At 69.5% G+C, this 17911-nt stretch carries 14 protein-coding genes; 8 read left to right on the forward strand and 6 right to left on the reverse strand.

All coding sequences use genetic code 11. The features are described from left to right. Positions 1–10: 10 nt before the first annotated feature. The 3 genes from M3149_RS05355 to M3149_RS05365 all read right to left on the reverse strand — a co-directional run bounded on the left by M3149_RS05355 (position 11) and on the right by M3149_RS05365 (position 4765). On the reverse strand, positions 11–2464 hold the full coding sequence (locus tag M3149_RS05355; protein ID WP_251708296.1) for an ATP-binding protein: 2454 nt from the start codon (positions 2462–2464) through the stop codon (positions 11–13). A 77-nt stretch (positions 2465–2541) separates the two neighbouring features. Further along, on the reverse strand, positions 2542–3222 hold the full coding sequence (locus M3149_RS05360; protein WP_251708297.1) for a MarC family protein: 681 nt from the start codon (positions 3220–3222) through the stop codon (positions 2542–2544). Positions 3223–3238: 16 nt separating this feature from the next. Then, positions 3239–4765, reverse strand: a complete 1527-nt coding sequence (locus tag M3149_RS05365) for a BCCT family transporter (RefSeq protein ID WP_251708298.1) — start codon at positions 4763–4765, stop codon at positions 3239–3241. Positions 4766–5018: 253 nt separating this feature from the next. On the opposite strand from M3149_RS05365, the gene M3149_RS05370 reads away from it, so the two are divergent. The 3 genes from M3149_RS05370 (at position 5019) to M3149_RS05380 (ending at position 8335) form a co-directional block, all read left to right on the forward strand. After that, on the forward strand, positions 5019–6707 hold the full coding sequence (locus M3149_RS05370) for an FAD-dependent oxidoreductase (protein WP_251708299.1): 1689 nt from the start codon (positions 5019–5021) through the stop codon (positions 6705–6707). Between the two features lie 80 nt (positions 6708–6787). Continuing rightward, positions 6788–7864 (forward strand): calcium/sodium antiporter, encoded by a 1077-nt coding sequence (locus tag M3149_RS05375; protein WP_251708300.1) that lies wholly within the window; start codon positions 6788–6790, stop codon positions 7862–7864. A gap of 72 nt (positions 7865–7936) precedes the next feature. Beyond that, positions 7937–8335 carry a hypothetical protein gene (locus M3149_RS05380; RefSeq protein ID WP_251708301.1) on the forward strand — a complete coding sequence of 133 codons (399 nt, stop codon included), beginning with the start codon at positions 7937–7939 and terminating at the stop codon, positions 8333–8335. A gap of 42 nt (positions 8336–8377) precedes the next feature. Here M3149_RS05380 and M3149_RS05385 read toward each other — a convergent pair whose 3' ends face one another. The 3 genes from M3149_RS05385 to M3149_RS05395 form a co-directional block, all read right to left on the reverse strand. Continuing rightward, positions 8378–9475 carry an enolase C-terminal domain-like protein gene (locus M3149_RS05385; protein ID WP_251708302.1) on the reverse strand — a complete coding sequence of 366 codons (1098 nt, stop codon included), beginning with the start codon at positions 9473–9475 and terminating at the stop codon, positions 8378–8380. A gap of 26 nt (positions 9476–9501) precedes the next feature. Beyond that, complete coding sequence (locus M3149_RS05390) at positions 9502–9951, reverse strand: hypothetical protein (protein ID WP_251708303.1); 450 nt, start codon at positions 9949–9951, stop codon at positions 9502–9504. Positions 9952–10076: 125 nt separating this feature from the next. Further along, the gene (locus M3149_RS05395; RefSeq protein ID WP_251708304.1) at positions 10077–10604 is read right to left on the reverse strand and encodes a MarR family winged helix-turn-helix transcriptional regulator; all 528 of its coding nucleotides are present in this window, start codon (positions 10602–10604) and stop codon (positions 10077–10079) included. A gap of 108 nt (positions 10605–10712) precedes the next feature. Between M3149_RS05395 and M3149_RS05400 the strand changes: the two genes are divergently transcribed. From M3149_RS05400 to M3149_RS05420, 5 genes are all read left to right on the forward strand, one after another. Next, on the forward strand, positions 10713–11669 hold the full coding sequence (locus tag M3149_RS05400) for a Bug family tripartite tricarboxylate transporter substrate binding protein (protein WP_251708305.1): 957 nt from the start codon (positions 10713–10715) through the stop codon (positions 11667–11669). Between the two features lie 34 nt (positions 11670–11703). Then, positions 11704–12672 carry a Bug family tripartite tricarboxylate transporter substrate binding protein gene (locus tag M3149_RS05405; RefSeq protein ID WP_251708306.1) on the forward strand — a complete coding sequence of 323 codons (969 nt, stop codon included), beginning with the start codon at positions 11704–11706 and terminating at the stop codon, positions 12670–12672. Between the two features lie 10 nt (positions 12673–12682). Further along, positions 12683–14008: a sulfatase family protein gene (locus tag M3149_RS05410; RefSeq protein ID WP_251708307.1), complete on the forward strand. Its 1326-nt coding sequence runs from the start codon at positions 12683–12685 to the stop codon at positions 14006–14008. Between the two features lie 25 nt (positions 14009–14033). Next, positions 14034–15683: a SulP family inorganic anion transporter gene (locus M3149_RS05415; RefSeq protein ID WP_251708308.1), complete on the forward strand. Its 1650-nt coding sequence runs from the start codon at positions 14034–14036 to the stop codon at positions 15681–15683. Positions 15684–15872: 189 nt separating this feature from the next. Next, positions 15873–17900, forward strand: a complete 2028-nt coding sequence (locus M3149_RS05420) for a hybrid sensor histidine kinase/response regulator (protein WP_251708309.1) — start codon at positions 15873–15875, stop codon at positions 17898–17900. Positions 17901–17911 lie beyond the last annotated feature (11 nt).

The raw sequence follows: 17911 nt of genomic DNA on the forward strand, positions 1-17911 counted from the left end.
GGGCGGGCGCTTACTGCGGCGACGGCAGGCCGAAGCGCAGGCGCGCGCCGCGCCCGGGTTCGCCTTCGCCGCGGATCCAGCCGCCGTGGCGCTCCAGCACACGCTGCACCGTGGCCAGGCCGACGCCCGTGCCCTCGAACTCGCTGGGCGCGTGCAACCGCTTGAAGGGCTCGAACAACTGCGCGGCGAACTGCATGTCGAAACCGGCGCCGTTGTCAGCCACGCAAAAGGCCGTGCCTCCTTCGGGCGCGGGAATGGCCTCGAAGCGGATCTCGGCATGCTCGGTGCGGCGCGTGTATTTCCAGGCATTGCCCAGCAGGTTCTGCAGCACGATCTGCAGCAATGCGACATCGCCCCAGGCACGCAGGCCGTCGGCGATGACCCACTGCACCGCGCGATCGGGCTCGCTGGTGCTCAGGTCGCTGGCGATGCCGCGCGCCAGCGCCGACAAATCCACCCATTCGGGATACAGCTCGGCGCGGTTCACGCGCGAGAGCGCCAGCAGCGCGTCGATGAGCTGACCCATGCGGTTGGCCGCCTGGCGGATGCGATCGAGGTGGCTGCGCGTGACCGGATCGAGGCGCTCCTGCAGATCCTCGGCCAGCAGACTGGCGTAGCCATTGATGCTGCGCAGCGGCGTGCGCAGGTCGTGCGAGACGCTGTAGGCGAAGGATTCGAGTTCGCGGTTGAGCATCGAGAGCTCGCGCGTGCGCTCGGCCACGCGGTCCTCCAGCGCCTCGTTGAGATCGCGCAGCGCCTCCTCGGCCTCGTGCATGGCGGTGATGTCCTGCACCGTGCCCACGCTGCGCACCGCAGTGTCTCCATCGAACTCGGTAACCGCGCTGTGGCGCACGTGCTTCACGCGGCCGTCGGGCATCACCAGCCGGTGCACCACCTGGTGCGGTGTCTGCGCATCGACCGCGATGCGGTAGGCGCGATTGACGGCAGCGCGGTCGTCGGGGTGCACGCGCTCGATGAACACCTCGTAGGACGCAGGCTGCCCCACGGGGTCGATTTCGATGATGCGGTAGAGCTCGTCGGTCCAGGTGGTGGTGTTGCTGCGCAGGTCGATCTCCCAGCTCCCCACCGAGGCGATGCGCTGCGCGTCCTTCAACCGAGCCTCGCTCGCCTTGAGCGCGGCCTCGGCGCGCCGCCGCGCGGTGATGTCCAGCAGTGTGAACTGCAGCAACTGACGGCCGTCGGTATCGAAACCCACCAGATGCACCTCGGCGTCCCATTGCGTGCCGTCGGGGCGCTGGTGCAGCCACTCGAACACCGCCGAGCCTTCCTTGAGCGCACGACCCACCCAGTGACGACCAGCCACCACGGACGGTCTGCCATCGCGCTGCACGGGCGCCGAGACGTCCATCGCGTTGCGCCCGAGCGTGCTCGCGCGGTCGGCAAAGCCATAGGCACGCACCGCAGCGTCGTTGCATTCGATGAGTGTGAAGCTGACCGGGTCAAGCACCACCATGGGGACCTGGGAGTTGTCGAACAGGCGTTGGCGCATGGACTGCGCGGCTGCGTTCTGCGCCTCGCTGCGCACCACGCGCGCCAACAACCACGCCAGGCCCGCGCCGCCGAGCAGAAGCACCAGCGAGAAGACCCCTGTCAGGAGGCGCCCACGGGCGATGGCAGGCTCCAGCGGCGCCAGCACGCCGGCGTCGGCCAGCCCGACCGCCACCACCAGGCCGCGCGCGCCCACACGATGCCAGCCGTAGGCGCGCGGCGTGCCGTCCACCTGGCCGCTCACGTGGAAGCTGCCGTTGCGCTGCGCTGGTTGCACGAGGAACGGCCGGTCGGCGGGCAGCACCTGACCCATGGCCGCCTCATTGCCCGTGCTTCGCGCCAGGAACGCACCGGTCGCGTCCACCAATGCCACCACGTCCAGCGATGACAGGTTCAACGCCGCCAGCCGGCGCGCCAGGAAGTCGGTGGACACGGCCAGCTGCACCGTGCCGGCGAAGGCATCATTGACCAGCAGGGGCCGCGCGACCATCACCACCCATTGGTCCGCCAGGCGCGAGCGCACCGGCTGGCCGATGAACAGCCGGTCGCCGCCGTCGCGCAGGGCCTGGAAATGCGCGCGGTCCAGGACCGTGGTGCCGTCGTCGCGGCCCAGGCTGTTGTAGACGATGCGGCCCTGCGCGTCCGCGATCGACACATGGGTCACGAACCCGGGCGGCATCACCGACAGCACATTCAGCGCGGTGGCGCCGAAGCTCACGGGCATCTGCAGCCATTCGCGGCGCAGATAGAGCAGTTCCAGATCGAGCAGGCTCACCAGTCCTTCGACCTGACCGGCCATGGCGTCGGCCAGGTGCACCGCGCTGCGCTCGGACTCGGCCAGCACCTGCGCGCGCAGCTGTGCCTGTGCGCGCCCTGCCTGCCACCACAGCAGCGCCGCGGCCAGCACCGACAGGCACAACACCAGCAACGGGAGCAGGCGCGTGCGTGTCGTCATGAAGTGCCGCGGCAGAAAAAGGTGGAGGACATGCCCCGAGTATCGGGCCATGCGAACCGCCGCGGTGACGAAATCCCTCAACCCAGGGGCAGGCTGCGCAACAACTCGCTCACACCGTCCCAGACAATCTGCACCCCCAGGCAGAGCAGGATGAATGCCGACAGGCGCAGGAAGATGATGGCGCCCGCCTCGCCCAGCGGGCGCAGCAGATGATCGGCGTAGCGGAAAGCCAGGTACAGCAGCACGCCGATGGCCAGCAACGCGATCACGCCGCCGCCGATGTTGGCCAGTGCCAGCGTGACGCGCTCATGGCTGAGCGACACGCCCACGGTGATCGCGGCGGCAATCGAACCCGGCCCGCAGCTGATCGGAAAGGTCAGCGGATAGAAGGCCTGGCGACGGGCCATCTCGGGCGTGAACGCCTCGGCGAGCTCGGTGCGGCTGTCGGCTGTGGATTGGGTGGCCGTGAGCAGCCGCCACGCCGTGGCTGCGAGGATGAGCCCGCCGCCCACGCGCACGATGGGCAGCGAGATGCCGAAGAAAGCCAGCACGTGCGAACCCACCAGCATGCTGCCCAGCATGAGTGCGAACATGTTGCGTGCGATCTTGCGCGCCAGCATGGCCCGCGTGCGCGCCGAAGCACCTTCGGTGAGACCGAGAAAGATCGGCGCGGTCGCCGCCGGGTTGAGGATGGGCAGCAGCGCGGCAAAAACAAACAGGAAGCTCTTGCCGAAAGCGAGCGCGATCTCTGCCGTCATCACCATCGCCCTGGCGTCAAACCTTGGGCGTGTCGACCATTTCGCGCATGCGGCGACGCAGCGCGCGCTCGCGGCGGTTCTCTTCGGCCCAGTCGTCGCGCACACCGCGCCACAGCGCCACCGCCATGAGCACGATCACAAGCGCAAACGGCAACGCGAACACGATGGTGGCCGTCTGCACCGCCTTGAGACCGCCGGCCAGCAGCAACGAAATGGCAATGCCCGAGACCAGCACACCCCAGACGATCTTCACGCGCGCGCCCGGGTTCGGCTGGCCGCCCGAGCTCATCATGCCGAGCACCAGCACGGCCGAGTCACCCGAGGTGACGAAGAACACCAACACCAGCACCGTGGCCACGGCGGCCATGATCGCGCCCAGAGGCAGTGCCTCGAACATCGCGAACAGTGCGGTCGATACGTCGGCGGACACCGCCTCAGCGATCGGTGCGCCCTGCATGATCTCCAGCGTCAAGGCCGTTCCGCCAAAGACCGAGAACCACACGAAGGCCGCGAGCGAGGGCGCCAGCACCGTGCCCAGGATGAACTCGCGAATGGTGCGTCCGCGCGAGACGCGCGCGATGAACAAACCCACGAAGGGCGACCAGCTCACCCACCAGGCCCAGTAGAAGACCGTCCAGCCGCCCACCCAGCCGCTGTCGCGAAACGGCGTCATGCGCAGGCTCATGCGCACGAACTCGCTCACGTAGCTGCCCAGCGTGGTGGTGAAGGTGTCGATGATGGCCACCGTGGGGCCGAGCACGAAGATCGCGAGCGCCAGCAGGGCGGCGACGATCAGGTTGAAGGTGGAGAGCCACTTGATGCCGCGTGTGACGCCAGTGACGGCCGACGCGAGGAACAGCAGTGTGGTGACCACGATGATGCCGACCTGCCAGGCATTGCCCACCGGTACGCCCGCCACGGCCGCGAGGCCGCTGTTGATCTGCAGGGCACCCATGCCCAGTGAGGCCGCCACACCGAACGCGGTGGCGATGACCGCGAGCACGTTGACCACCGGCCCCAGGCCGCGCGCCCACGACCACGGCAGCGACTGAACAGCCGTGCTCACGAGCGCCGAGCCACCCTTGCGGAACTGGAAGAAGGCGATCGCCAGCGCGACGATGCTGTACACCGCCCAGGGGTGCAAGCCCCAGTGGAAGAAGCTGTAACGCATGGCCGCGTTGGCGGCCTCGGGTGTGTTGGCCGTGATGCCCGGCGGGGGTGCGCCGTAGTGCGAGATCGGTTCGGCCACGCCCCAGAACACCAGGCCGATGCCCATCCCGGCGGCGAACAGCATCGCGAACCAGGCGCCGATGGAGAACTCGGGTTCATCGTCTTCAGCACCGAGCTTGAGGTCACCATAACGGCTGAAGGCCAGGACCAGGGCCATCACCACCAGACCGAGCACCACCCACAGGTAGAACCAGCCGAAGTCACGCGTGATGACGGCAAGCAGGGTGTCGAACACCGAGCCGAGCGAGGCCGGTGAGATGACGCCCCAAAGAACAATGGCCAGGATCAGCCCGGCCGAGACGAAGAGTTGCATGGGTTTTCCTCCAAAGAGCGCCCGGCGCGTGGCCCGATGTGACAGAGGCATCCGGTGTGCAGGGCCGTCCAGGGGAGCGGCGCCGGGGCTGTCAGCAAGGGCCGGCAGGTGTGGTTGCGTGCGCAACCAGTTACCAGGGCAGCCTGCCATTATGGGCATGGAAAAGTGTTTTTCAGGGGGCCAATTCCGCGCCATGGACGCGAGGATGGCGGTCCAATCTGGCAAACATCGCCCGAAACAGGCAGGAGATCACGTGAAGGAATTGCAGGACGCACAGCGCCAGGGGACGGTCCTCGAAGTGGACGTGCTGGTCGCCGGTGCCGGCCCGTGCGGCCTGATGCTGGCCAACGAGCTCGGGCTGCGCGGCATCGGCTGCCTGCTGGCGGACCCGAAAGCGACCACGGCCTTCAACCCGCAGGCCAACGCGACGCAAGCGCGCACCATGGAGCACTTCCGGCGCATCGGCATCGCGCAGGAGATTCGCGCACTCGGCCTGCCCGCTGACCACCCGACCGACATCGCGTACTTCACGCGGTTTGCCACGCACGAACTGGCCCGCCTGCGCCTGCCCACCGCGGCGCAGGCCACCGAACACGTGCGCGCCCTGCGCGGCGCGTGGAACGCGGCCGAGCTGCCGCACCGCGTGTCGCAGAAGTTCGTGGAGGCCGTGCTGCGCAAGCACGCCGAGGCGCGCACCGGCCGGCCGGTGGCCTTCGGCTGGAAGCTGCTCGACTTCGAGCAGGACGCCGACGGCGTGAACGCGCGCCTGGCCCCGGCCGACGGCAAAGGTCCGCCGGTGACGGTGCGCGCGCGCTACCTGGTCGGCGCCGACGGCGCGCGCAGCACGGTGCGCCAGGCGCTGGGTGTCTCGTACAGCGGGGCCACCGGCGTGCAGCGCCAGTTCATGGGCGGGCGCATGTTTGCGGTGTACCTGCGTGCACCCACCTTCTACCAACAGTTGCCGCACGACCGCGCCTGGATGTATGTGAGCGTGAACCCCGAACGCCGCGTGTTCATGGCCTCGGTGGACGGGCGCGGCGAGTTCGCCTTCCACGCCGCGGTGCACCCCGATGAGGACCCGTCCGGCTGGACGCATGAGGACGCGAAACGCCTGTTCGCGCAGGCCAGCGGCATGGCCGTCCCGATCGAGGTGCTGTCCACCGGCACCTGGATCGCCGGCCACTCGCTGGTGGCCGAGCGCTATCAGCAAGGCCGCGTGTTCATCGCGGGCGATGCGGCGCACCTGTTCACGCCCACCGGTGGCCTGGGCTACAACACGGCCGTGGGCGACGCGGTCAATCTGGGCTGGAAGCTCGCCAGCGTGCTGCGTGGCCACGCGCGCCCCGAGTTGCTCGACAGCTACGACAGCGAGCGGCGCCCCATAGGCGTGCGCAACACCGGCTACGCGCGCGGCTTTGCGGATTCGATCGGCGGGTTCCACACCACACCCGCACTCGAAGCCGAGGGCCCCGCGGGCGACGCGCTGCGCGCGCACGCCAGCACCGTGCTCGACGACCACGTGCGCCGCGAATTCAACATTCCCGGCGTGACCTTCGGCGAGCGCTACGACGGCTCACCGGTGATCGCGGGCGATGGCGGCACGCCCCCGCCCGACAGCGCCAACGACTACCAGCCCAGCACCTGCCCGGGCGGACGCCTGCCGCACGTGTGGCTGGGCGGCGAGCGCTCGCTGTACGACGAACTCGGCTTCGAATGGACCGTGCTGGCGCCGGGCACGCGACGCGCTGCGGCGCAGGCGCTGGTGGCCGCTGGCACGCAGGCGGGGATCGACGTCAAGCTGCGCCTGTGCGACGAACCCGAGGCGCGCGAGGTGCTGGGCGATGCGCTGCTGCTCGTGCGGCCGGACCAGGTGGTGGCCTGGCGCGGCGGCGCCGTGGAGGCGCCGCAGGCGGTCTGGCGCAGGGTGGCCTGCACGCGCTGAGCCTGGGCTCCCGCGCGGGCTTGGGTGCGCGGGCCGGCTGTGGCAGGATCGCATGGCCCTCCACCGCCTCCGAACTCACCATGACCCTGCTGCTCTTTATCGCCGGCCTGGCCGGCCTCATCGCTGGCGCCGAGTTGCTGGTGCGCGGCGCCTCGAAGCTCGCGCTGTCGTTCGGCCTGTCACCCCTGGTGGTGGGGCTCACCATCGTGGCCTTCGGCACCAGCTCGCCCGAGCTGGCGGTGTCGGTGGGGGCGGTGTCCAGTGGCCAGACCGATATCGCCATCGGCAATGTGGTGGGCAGCAACGTGCTCAACGTGCTCTTCATCCTGGGCATCTCGGCCCTCATCACACCGCTGGTGGTGCACGTGCAACTCATCCGCCAGGAGGTGCCCATCATGATTGGTGCGGCGCTGCTGCTGGTGCTGTTCGCGCTGGACGGCCGCGTGAGCTGGTACGAAGCCGCCATGCTCACCGCGGCCATGGTGGCCTACACCGTGTTCCTGGTGGTGCAGTCGCGCCGCGAAAGCCGTGATACCCAGGGCGACTATGAGGCCGAGCTGCAACCGGCAGCGGCCGGTGCCTGGGATTCGAAACTGCCCGCGCAGATCGCCCTCATCGTGGTCGGTCTTGCGCTGCTGGTGCTGGGCGCCGAGGGGCTGGTGCGATCGGCGGTGGTGTTCGCGCAGCACCTGGGCCTGTCCGAGCTGGTGATCGGCCTGACCGTGGTGGCGCTGGGCACCTCGATGCCCGAGGTGGCCACGTCGATCATGGCCGCCGTCAAGGGCGAGCGCGACCTGGCCGTGGGCAACGTGGTCGGTAGCAACACCTTCAACATCCTGGGCTGCCTGGGCATCTCCGGCCTGGTGGCCGGCGGCGCCGGCCTGCAGGTGCCCGCCTCCGTGATGGCCTTCGACATCTGGGTCATGCTGGCCGTGGCCCTGGCCTGCCTGCCGGTGTTCATGACCGGCCGCGAGATCGCGCGCTGGGAGGGCGCCATCTTCCTGGGTTACTACATCGCCTACGTGGCCTACCTGATCCTAGCCGCCCAGCAGCACGCCGCGCTTGGCGCCTTCAGCACGGCCATGCTCAGCTTCGTGGTGCCGATCACCGTGGTGACCCTGGTGGCAGTGATGGTGCGGCATACGCCGAAGCGCTGAGGCGGCCACCGGGAACCTCAGCTTGTCCCGCGGGATCGACAGCGCGTTGCAACAACCATCGGGAGTCTGATCGTGAAATTCGCGCTGTGGGGTGGCTTCGTTCTGTTGGCCGCGCTGTGGACCGGCGGCGCCGCGCTGCTGGCCCAGGTGGTGCAGTGGTCCGCACAAGGCCTTGCATCCGGGGCCGCCGGCAACATCGGCAACGCCGCTGCGACGATGGCCATGCCCGTCTGGCTGGCGCCCTGGTTCGACCCGGCCGCCTGGGCCGCCCTGCAGCAAAGCATCAGCGCCGCCTTCGAGGGGCTTGCCGCGCTGATGCCGGGCATCGGGGGTCTCGTGTCCTGGCTGTCGCCGCTGGTCTGGGTGTTCTGGGGCCTGGGCCTGGCGCTGCTGCTGGCGCTGACCCTGGCGGGCCACTGGCTGATCCAGCGGTTCGGCAAGCCGCCGCACAGCAACCCGCAAGTCGCCTGACCAAGGGCCTTCAGGTGTGCGGCCGGGTGGCGGCCCGCGCCCTCACGGCGCCAGGCACCGCGCCACCGCCGCCTCGTCCCATTCGATGCCCGTGCCCGCGCGATCGGGCACGCTGACCTTGCCGTCGCGCACCCGCACCGGCTCGGCCAGCACCGGTGAGGCCCAGTCGACATATTCGAGCCAGTGCCGCGTCGGCGTGGCCGCCATCAGGTGCACGCTTACCTCCGGGAACAGGTGCGTCGAGAGCGGCAGGCCCGCCGCCTCGGCCAGCGCCGCGGCCTGCAGCCAGCCGCTCACGCCGCCGATCTTCATCGCGTCCGGCATGCCGAGGTCCGACGCCCCCGCGGCCAGGCTGTCGGCCATCTCGCGCGGCCCCCACCAGTTTTCGCCGATCTGGATCGGGCATGTCGAGCGCGCACGCACGCGCGCACACCCCGCGTAGTCGTGCGCCAGGCAGGGTTCCTCGATCCAGGTGAGGCCTTCGTCCGCCAGCACCAGCACGCGCCGCTCAGCCTCCGGCACGCTCAGGCCCTGGTTGTAGTCCGACATCAGGTACACATCCGGGCCGATGGCGGCCTTCACGGCGCGCACCACGCGCAGGTCGGTGGCGAGGTCGGGGTAGCCCAACCGCACCTTGATCGCGGAGAAGCCCTCGGCCACCAGCGCCTCGGCCTCGGCCGGCGCGGCCTCGGGGCCGATGAGGCCCAGGCCGCAGCTGTTGTAGGCGGGAATGGCCATCACGTCGGCCCCCAGCGCGCGCGCCAGCGGGCGGCCCTCGGCGCGGGCCAGTGCGTCCCAGGCCGCCATATCGATACCGGCCAGAGCCATACCGACGATACCGCTGTCGCCCAGCAGCCGGAAACGCGCGCGCAGCAGACGGTTGATCTCCAGCGGTGCGGCCGACACGCCGCGCAGCAGGGGATCCAGGTTCATGAGCAGCTCGCACACGGGCTTGAGCACCAGCGGCGTGTAGCAGAACAGGTAGGTGTGGCCGACCACGCCTTCCTCGGTGCGCAGGTCGATCAGGCACAGCGGCGCCACGCGGATCGTGCCGCTGCTGGTCTGCAACGGCAGGCGCATGGGCACGTGCACGGCGCGCACCGCAAGGCTGTGCACGGTCAGCTGGCTCGAAACGCTCATGGGTTTTTTCCTCGTTGATCGGGTCGTCAGGGCTGGAGCTCGGCCTTCACCAGTTCGACGTGAGACGTGCCCCGACAGGGGCTGGTGAAGCTCGCCTTCACGATGGCGCGCACCGACGGCGCGTACCAGTAGGTGGGCATGAACTCACCCGCCAGAACGCCCGGCCACCCTTGGAGCGGCCCCGTCAGGAGATTGCCCATGTGAGGCGTCACAAAGTGCACGACGACCCTCGCAGACCGGCCGCCGTTCCATCGAACGGCCGACCCGCATTGGATGCCTGCACGGCGCTGCTGTCCAGCCGGCGCATAGGCCCGGATGTCGGGGCTGCCCGGTTCGTTGAGCGTCATCAGGGCACTGCCGAGCACGAGAACAACATTGGCCTGACGCTGCTTCGGCTGACAAACGCACCGCCAGTTGCTGCTGGAGCTCCCGGGGCCGGCAAACGCCGGCAACCCACGCTGCGTGCGCTTGCACATGGGCAACCTGCGCAACAAGATCGAGGCCGACCCGGCGCGGCCACTGTGGTTGCTCAACGAGATCGGCGTGGGTACCGGTTCTCGCCGCCGCAGGCGCCTTCCAGACGACCTCCGGCGACGCGGTGTCAGGGCTCGTCGTCGGGGTTGTCCCGCGCCAGCGGTGCTGCGCCGTCCAGCAGCGTGTCGGCCTTGGCCTGTATGGCCCCCACCATGTGATCGAGTGCGTGGCGCTCCTGAAGCGACAACCCCTCCACCAGCGCCTGGTTGATCGCACGGATGCGCGGAAAGAGATCGTCGTGCACACGGTGGCCCGCCTCGCTCAGGTACATCTGCACCTCGCGCCGGTCGTTGGGTTTCGGGCGGCGCTCGATCAGCCTCTTCTCGGCCAGCAGCGTCAGCGTGCGCGAGGTGCGCGCGCGATCGAGCATGGCGCGCTCGGCCAGCTCGGACGACAGCACGCCCTCGTTCTCGGCCAGGAAGGACAGCACGCGCCATTCGCGCCGCGTGAGTCCGTGCAGGCTCTCGCACAGCTGCACCACCTGTCGGCCGGCGGTGATGTGGATTCGGTAGAGCCGGTAGAGCAGGAACTCGGCCTGCTGCCCGGGATGGAGCAGGGTGTCGCGCGGCGCGCGCGCATCGGTGTCGGCAGGCATCAGGGTTATCCCCCGCAATGATTGATTTCTGCAATCCATTGTGAATGCCTAGCATGGCCAGCTCCAGCGGGGGAAACACCTCGCCCCTCAACCAGCCGGAGACACGCCATGGCCCTCACCCGCCGCCTCATCCACGCTGCCCTGCTGGGCGCCTTTGCCCTGGGCGCGCACGCGCAGGACAAGACCCCGCTCAAGATCGTGGTGGGCTTTCCGCCCGGCGGCTCGGCCGACACGCTGGCGCGCCTCATCGGCGAGCAACTGCGCGGCCAGTACGACCCGGTGGTGGTGGAGAACAAGCCCGGTGCAGGCGGTCGCATCGCACTGCAGCAGGTCAAGCGCGCCGCGCCCGACGGGCAGACCGTGATCGTGCTGCCCAGCGGGCCGATGGTGCTGTTCCCGCACGTCTACAAGAAGCTCGACTACGACGCGGTGACCGACTTCACCCCGATCTCGCTGATCGCCAACTTCCAGTTCGGCGTGGTGGCCGGGCCGGCGAGCAAGGCGAAGAACGTGGCCGACATGGTGGCCGCGGCAAAGGCACAACCGGGTGTGGCCTCCTACGGTACGCCAGGCCTGGGCACGCTGCCGCACTTCATGGGTGTGCTGTTCGAGCAGCAGGTCGGCGCAAAGCTCAACCACGTGCCGTTCCAGGGTGGTGGGCCGGCCAACACCGCACTGCTGGGCGGCCACATCGACTACAAGTTCGACGTCGTCTCCGAAACCGCCGAGCTGCACCGCGCGGGCAAGGTGCGCATCATCGCCGTCACCGGCGCCACGCGCGACCCGCAGGTGCCCGAGGTGCCCACACTCAAGGAGAGCGGCGTCGACATGGTGGCCACCGCGTGGTTCGCGATGTACGGCCCCGCACACCTGAACCCCGCCACACGCGATCGCCTGCAACAGGCCGTGAGCGCAGCGGTGAAATCGCCCGCCTTGAGCGAACGCCTCAAGGGCCTGGGCTATGAACCGGTGGGCTCCACCGCGGCCGAACTGGCCGCGGCGCAGGCCGCCGACCTCAAGCGCTGGCAGGCCCCGATCAAGGCCACCGGCGTGCAGCTCGACTGAACGCCTCAGTCCCTTCCCCCCTGGAGATCCCGACATGACCGCTCGCCGTCGCGCGCTGCTGGGCCTGGCCCTGGCCGCCGCCTTCACCGCCCCCGCCCTGCACGCACAGACCACCTGGCCCACGCAGACCGTGCGCTTCGTCAACAACTTCCCCGCGGGCGGTCCGTCCGACATCCTGGCGCGCTCGGTCTCGCAGGTGCTGCAGGAGGCCACGAAGCAGAGCTTCGTGGTCGAGAACAAGCCCGGCGCGGCCGGCAACATTGGCGCGGCCGACGTGGCCAAGGCCGCGGGCGACGGCAACACACTGCTGTTCGGCATCGACACGACCTTCACCATCAACCCGCACCTCTACCCCAACCAGGGCTTCAAGGTCTCGGACCTCAAGCCGGTGATCGTGATGGCCTCGTCCGGCATGCTGATCGGCGTGAACCCGTCCACCGGGATCAAGACGCTGACGCAACTCGTGGAGCAGAGCAAGGGCAAGGCGTTGAACTTCAGCTCGGCCGGCAGCGGCAGCCCGGGCCACCTGGCGGTGGAGGTGTTCGCCGAGGCCACGAAGAACAAGCTCAACCACGTGCCCTACCGCGGCAACACGCCGGCCGTCACGGCCGTGCTCTCGGGCGAGGTGGATGGCGGCACGCTGGCCACGCCGGGCATGCTGCCGCACGTCAAGAGCGGCAAGATCACCGCGCTGGCCGTCACCAGCCGGCAGCGCTCGGGCCTGGCGCCGGAGATCCCCACGGTGGGCGAGCTGGGACTGAAGTCGCTCGAACAAGAGGTGCTCTATGTGGTGATGGCGCCCGCGAGCACGCCCGACGCGCTGGTGCAGCAGATGGCCAAGGCCATCGGCGATGCGCTGCAGCGCCCCGATGTGAAGGCGCGCCTGGCCAACCTCGACCTGTTCCACGAAGGCCTCGCTGGTGCCGCCGCGGCCAAGCGCCTGAGCGGACTCAACACGCGCTACGGCCAGCTGGTGAAGGCCACCGGCATGAAGGTGGAGTAAGAAGCCCGCCATGACCCGACCAAACATCGTCTACATCGTCTGCGACGACCTGGGCTACGCCGACCTGGGTTGCTATGGCGGGCGCGAGGCCGGCTTCGGCCGCGTCTCGCCGCACATCGACGCGTTGGCCGCGGGCGGCCTGAAGTTCACCGAGGGTTACTCGAATTCGCCGGTGTGCTCGCCCACGCGCTTTGCGCTGATGACGATGCGCTACCAGTACCGGCTGCGTGGCGCAGCAGAGGAGCCCATCAACAGCAAGGCGCGCCACAGCCAGACGCTGGGCCTGCCGCCCGAGCAACCCACGCTGCCTTCGCTGCTGCGCGCATCGGGCTACCGCACCGCGCTGATCGGCAAATGGCACCTGGGCTACCCACCGGCCTTCGGCCCGCTGCGCTCGGGCTACGAGGAATTCTTCGGACCCATGGCCGGTGGCGTCGACTACTTCACCCATTGCTCCAGCACGGGCGACCACGACCTCTGGTTCGGCGAGAACGAGCACCCAGAGGTTGGCTACCTCACCGACCTGCTGAGCCGCCGCGCGGTGGACTATGTGAACCGCATGGCCGAGGGCGCGAAGACAGGCACGCCATTCATGCTGAGCCTGCACTACACCGCGCCGCATTGGCCCTGGGAAACGCGCGACGACGCGCACGTGGCACCCGAGGTGGCAAAGAACCTGTTCCACCTCGACGGCGGCAACGTCGAGAGCTACCGCCGCATGATCCATCACATGGACGAAGGCATCGGCTGGATCATGGAGGCACTGAAAGCGCATGGCCTGAGCGAGAACACCATCGTCGTCTTCACCAGCGACAACGGCGGCGAGCGCTTCTCGGACAGCTGGCCGCTGGTGGGCGGCAAGATGGACCTCACCGAAGGCGGCATCCGCGTGCCGTGGATCGTGCACTGGCCAGCGCAGGTGCCCGCGGGCAGCACGACCGCGCAGCACGGCATGAGCATGGACTTCTCGCGCACATTGCTCGACGCGGCCGGCGTCGCACCTGCCGCCTCGCATGCGCCCGACGGCGTCTCGCTGCTGCCGGTGTGGCGCAACCCGACGGCCCGCTTCCCGCGGCCGATGCACTGGCGCATGAACCACCGCGGGCAGCGCGCGCTGCGCGAGGGCGAGTGGAAGTACCTGCGCGTGGACGGCCACGACTACCTGTTCAACATCGCACGAGACGCGCGCGAGCGCGCCAACCTGGCCCGACGCCACCCGGAGCACCTCGAGGCCATGCGCGCGCGCTGGGAGGCCTGGAACGCCACCATGCCGCCCATACCGGAGGACGCCACCGTGAGCCTGGGTTACGGCAGCAAGGATATGCCGCAGCGATGAGCCGCGCGCTGGTTAGCATCGCGGCATGACCCGCTGGCAACGCCTGTTCCCTTTCCTCCAATGGCCGCGCCCGGACGCGGCCCTGCTGCGTGGCGAGGCACTCGCTGGCCTCACGGTGGGCCTGATGGTGATTCCGCAGGGCGTGGCCTATGCCGCGCTGGCGGGCATGCCACTGATTGCGGGCATCTACGCGGCGCTGCTGCCGGCACTCATCGCGGTGCTGTTTTCGGCTTCGCCGCGCCTGGCGGTGGGGCCCACCGCACTGACCTGCCTGCTGGTGAGCGCCTCGCTCACGCCGCTGGCCACGCCCGGCAGTGCCGAGTGGGTGCAACTCGCGGTGTGGCTCGCGCTGCTGTCGGGTGCGTTGCAGGTGTTGCTGGGCGCGGTGCGCTTCGGCTGGCTGCTCAACCTCGTCAACTCACCGGTGCTGATGGCCTTCACGCAGGCCGCGGCGGTGCTCATCCTGGCTTCGCAAGTGCCTGCGCTCACGGGCTTTCGCAGCTGGCACGCCATCGCCGACGGGGCTGGCTGGCACGCGCCTGGCCTGGGCTTCGGCCTGGCGGCACTGGCCGCGCTGGTGGCTGCGCGCCGCCTGCGCCCGGGCCTGCCCTCGGTGCTGGCCGTGGTGCTGGCCAGCGCGGCCGTGAGCCGCGCCATCGGTTTCGAAGCCGGTGGCGGCGCCGTCATCGGTGCGCTGCCGCAGGGCCTGCCCGCGGCCTATGTGCCCGCGTGGCCGGGTTGGGAGCGTTTCAGTGCGCTGCTGTTGCCCACCTTGATGATCACGTTGGTGAGCTTTCTGGAAACCGCCAGCAGCGCCAAGGTGGACAACGGCCGGCGCGGCGTGCGCTGGGACCAGGACCAGGACCTGATCGGCCAGGGTCTGGCCAAGCTGGCTGCGGGCTTCACCGGCGCCATGCCCACCAGTTCGTCGTTCTCGCGTTCGGCGCTCAACCTGTACGCGGGTGCGCGCACCGGCTGGGCCACGGTGTTCTCGGTGGTGGTGGTTCTGATCGCGCTGCTGGTGGCCATGCCGCTGCTGCACCACGTGCCGCTGGCGGTGCTGGCGGCCATCGTGGTGCTGCCCATCTGGGGCCTGCTGCAGCCGCGCAGCTTCACGCGGCTGTGGCGCCTCTCGCGCGTGGAGGCGGTGATCGCGGCCAGCACCTTCGCGATCACGCTGGTGGCCGCGCCGCGCCTGTACTGGGGCGTGCTCGCGGGCGTGGTGATGGCACTGAGCCACTTTCTGTACCTGCGCCTGCACCCGCGCATCATCGAGGTCGGCCTGCACCCGGATGGCAGCCTGCGCGACCGCCACCTGTGGCAGCTGCCGCCACTGGCACCGAAGCTGTACGCGCTGCGCATGGACGCCGCGCTCGACTTCGCCACCGCCAACGGCTTCGAGCGCGCCATCGCCGAGCACCTGCAGGCCCACCCCGACACCGAGGGCGTGATGCTGATCGCGCACCCGATCAACTGGATCGACGCCACCGGCGCCGAGGCCTTCGGCCGCGTGCGCGAGCAACTCGACGACCGGCGCATCCACCTGCACTTGGTGGGCATCAAGCTGCCGGTGGAGACGGTATTGCGCGACGCCGGCCATCTTGGTGAAAGTGAGCGATTGCACCTTTACCGCACCGAGGGCGAGGCCTTGCAGGCCTTGGCGGCGCCGGGCTGACCGCTACCCCACCCCCGCACCGGCCCTGCAGCCGGTGCCACCCGGGCCGGGATGGCGCGCCAGACGCGGCTTAAGTCACGACCGCGCGGCGGGAATGCCCGCCCGTGGCTTCAGCGGCGTTCCCCCGTGTCGATGCAAGGTCTACATTTCGCTACCCGCCCGGCCCCGCCGGACGTGCCGGAGCAACGCTTGGATGCGCCGCGAAAACCCGTGATCACCCCGCAGGAACGCGCCGAACTGGACGCGCTGGCGGCGCTCGTGCTGGGCGCGCTCATGGCCCACGACGTGACGCCCGACGGGCACGGGGAACTGGTCTACATCAGCGAAGGCTGCATCGATCTGTGGGCCCTGGACGCCCCGACCATCCTGGCCGACGAAGGCGCGATCTGGATGATGGCGCCACGCGAAGAGCGCCGTCTGCTGCGCCACAGCTTCATCGAGGCCGTGCGCGATGCCGTTCCCTGGGCGCACGAGTGGCGCATTCGCGATGCGCGCGGCCAGACCCGCTGGCTGCGCGGCATGGGCAAACCACGTGCCCGCCCCGACGGCCGCACCCGCTGGACCGTGTTCGTCAACGACGTCACCGACAGCGTGCGCGCCCGCGCGCTTGACCTCGCCAGCGACGACCGCTTCCGCCGCATCTTCGACAGCATCCCGAGCATCGCGGTGCAGGCCTACGGGCCCGACATGATCGTGCGCTACTGGAACCGCGGCTCCGAACAGCTCTACGGCTTCAGTGCCGAGGAGGCCATCGGGCGCAGCATGCTCGAACTGGTGATCCCGCCCGCACTGCGCAGCAGCTTCGACCGCAACTTCCTGCGCTCGCTCGATGGCCACACCACGCTCAACTCGGGTGTGCAATGGCTGCAGCGCAAGGACGGTCGCACGGTGGAAGTGCAGTGCAACGAGATCATCACCGAGCACCCCGAACGCGGCTTCGAGATCTACTGCATCGACTTCGACCTGACGCCACGCCGCGAGGCCGAGGACCAGCGCCTCGCGCTGGAGGCGCAATTGCGCGAATCGCAGAAACTGGAGGCGCTGGGGACGCTGGCTGGCGGCATCGCGCACGACTTCAACAACATCCTGGCCGCCATCCTGGGCAATGCACGGCTGGCGATGGAGGACGCGCAAGGCCAGCCGCACATCGCCGAAAGCGTGGGCGAGATCCTCAAGGCCGGCTCGCGCGCCAAGGATCTGGTGCAACGCATCCTGGCCTTCAGCCGGCGCCAGCCGTTGCAGCGACGCCTGGTGAAGCTGCAGACGGTGGTGGACGAATCGGTGCGGCTGCTGCGCGCCACCATCCCCAAGGGGGTGGAGCTGCGCGTGGAATGCGACCCGCAGACGCCCGCCGTGCTGGCCGACCCGACGCAACTGCAGCAGGTGCTGCTCAACCTGTGCACCAACGCCTGGCAGGCCATGGCCGACCGCTCGAGCGGACAGCTCGGCATCCGGCTGCAGCCACACCGCGGCCCACCGCCACAAGAGGCGGCCGGCGTGGTGCTCGAGGCTGGCGTGCGCGAGAACTGGCCCGAGACCAACGTGCGCCTGAGCGTGTCCGACAACGGCGTCGGCATGGACGAAGACACCATCGCGCGCCTGTTCGAGCCCTTCTTCACCACCAAGGCGCCGGGCGAAGGCACAGGGCTGGGCCTGGCCGTGGTGCACGGCATCGTGCGTGACCACGAGGCCACGGTGCACGTGCAGAGCCACCGGGGCGTGGGCACGGTGTTCGACCTGTACTTTCGCGCCGCCACCTCGTTGGGCACCGACGACACGGCGGACGACGGCACCGACGCTGTGGCCGCGCGCGATCGCCGTGCGGGCGAGTCGCGCATCCTGTATGTCGATGACGACGAACTCATCGCCGACCTGATGCTGCGGCTGCTGCGCCGCGCGGGCTACACGGCGCATGTTTTCACCAGCCCGGTGGAGGCGTTGCGCGCGGTGCGCGACCAGGGGCTCGCCTACGACCTCGCGATCAGCGACTACTCGATGCCCGGCATGACAGGCATCGAGCTGGCGCGCGCCTTGCGGGCGCTGCACCCGCGGCGCGAGGTGGCCATGACCACGGGCTACATCAGCGCCGAGCTGCGCCAGCAGGCGCCGGCGGCTGGCGTGAGCGAGCTCATCTACAAGCCCAACACCGGCGACGAGCTGCTCGATGCGATCGAGCGGTTGGCCAGCCGCGTGCAACACGGTCGATCAGGCGACTGAGCGCGGCGCGC

This window comes from Hydrogenophaga intermedia (genome assembly GCF_023715105.1).
Taxonomy (GTDB): Bacteria; Pseudomonadota; Gammaproteobacteria; order Burkholderiales; family Burkholderiaceae_C; genus Hydrogenophaga; species Hydrogenophaga intermedia_A.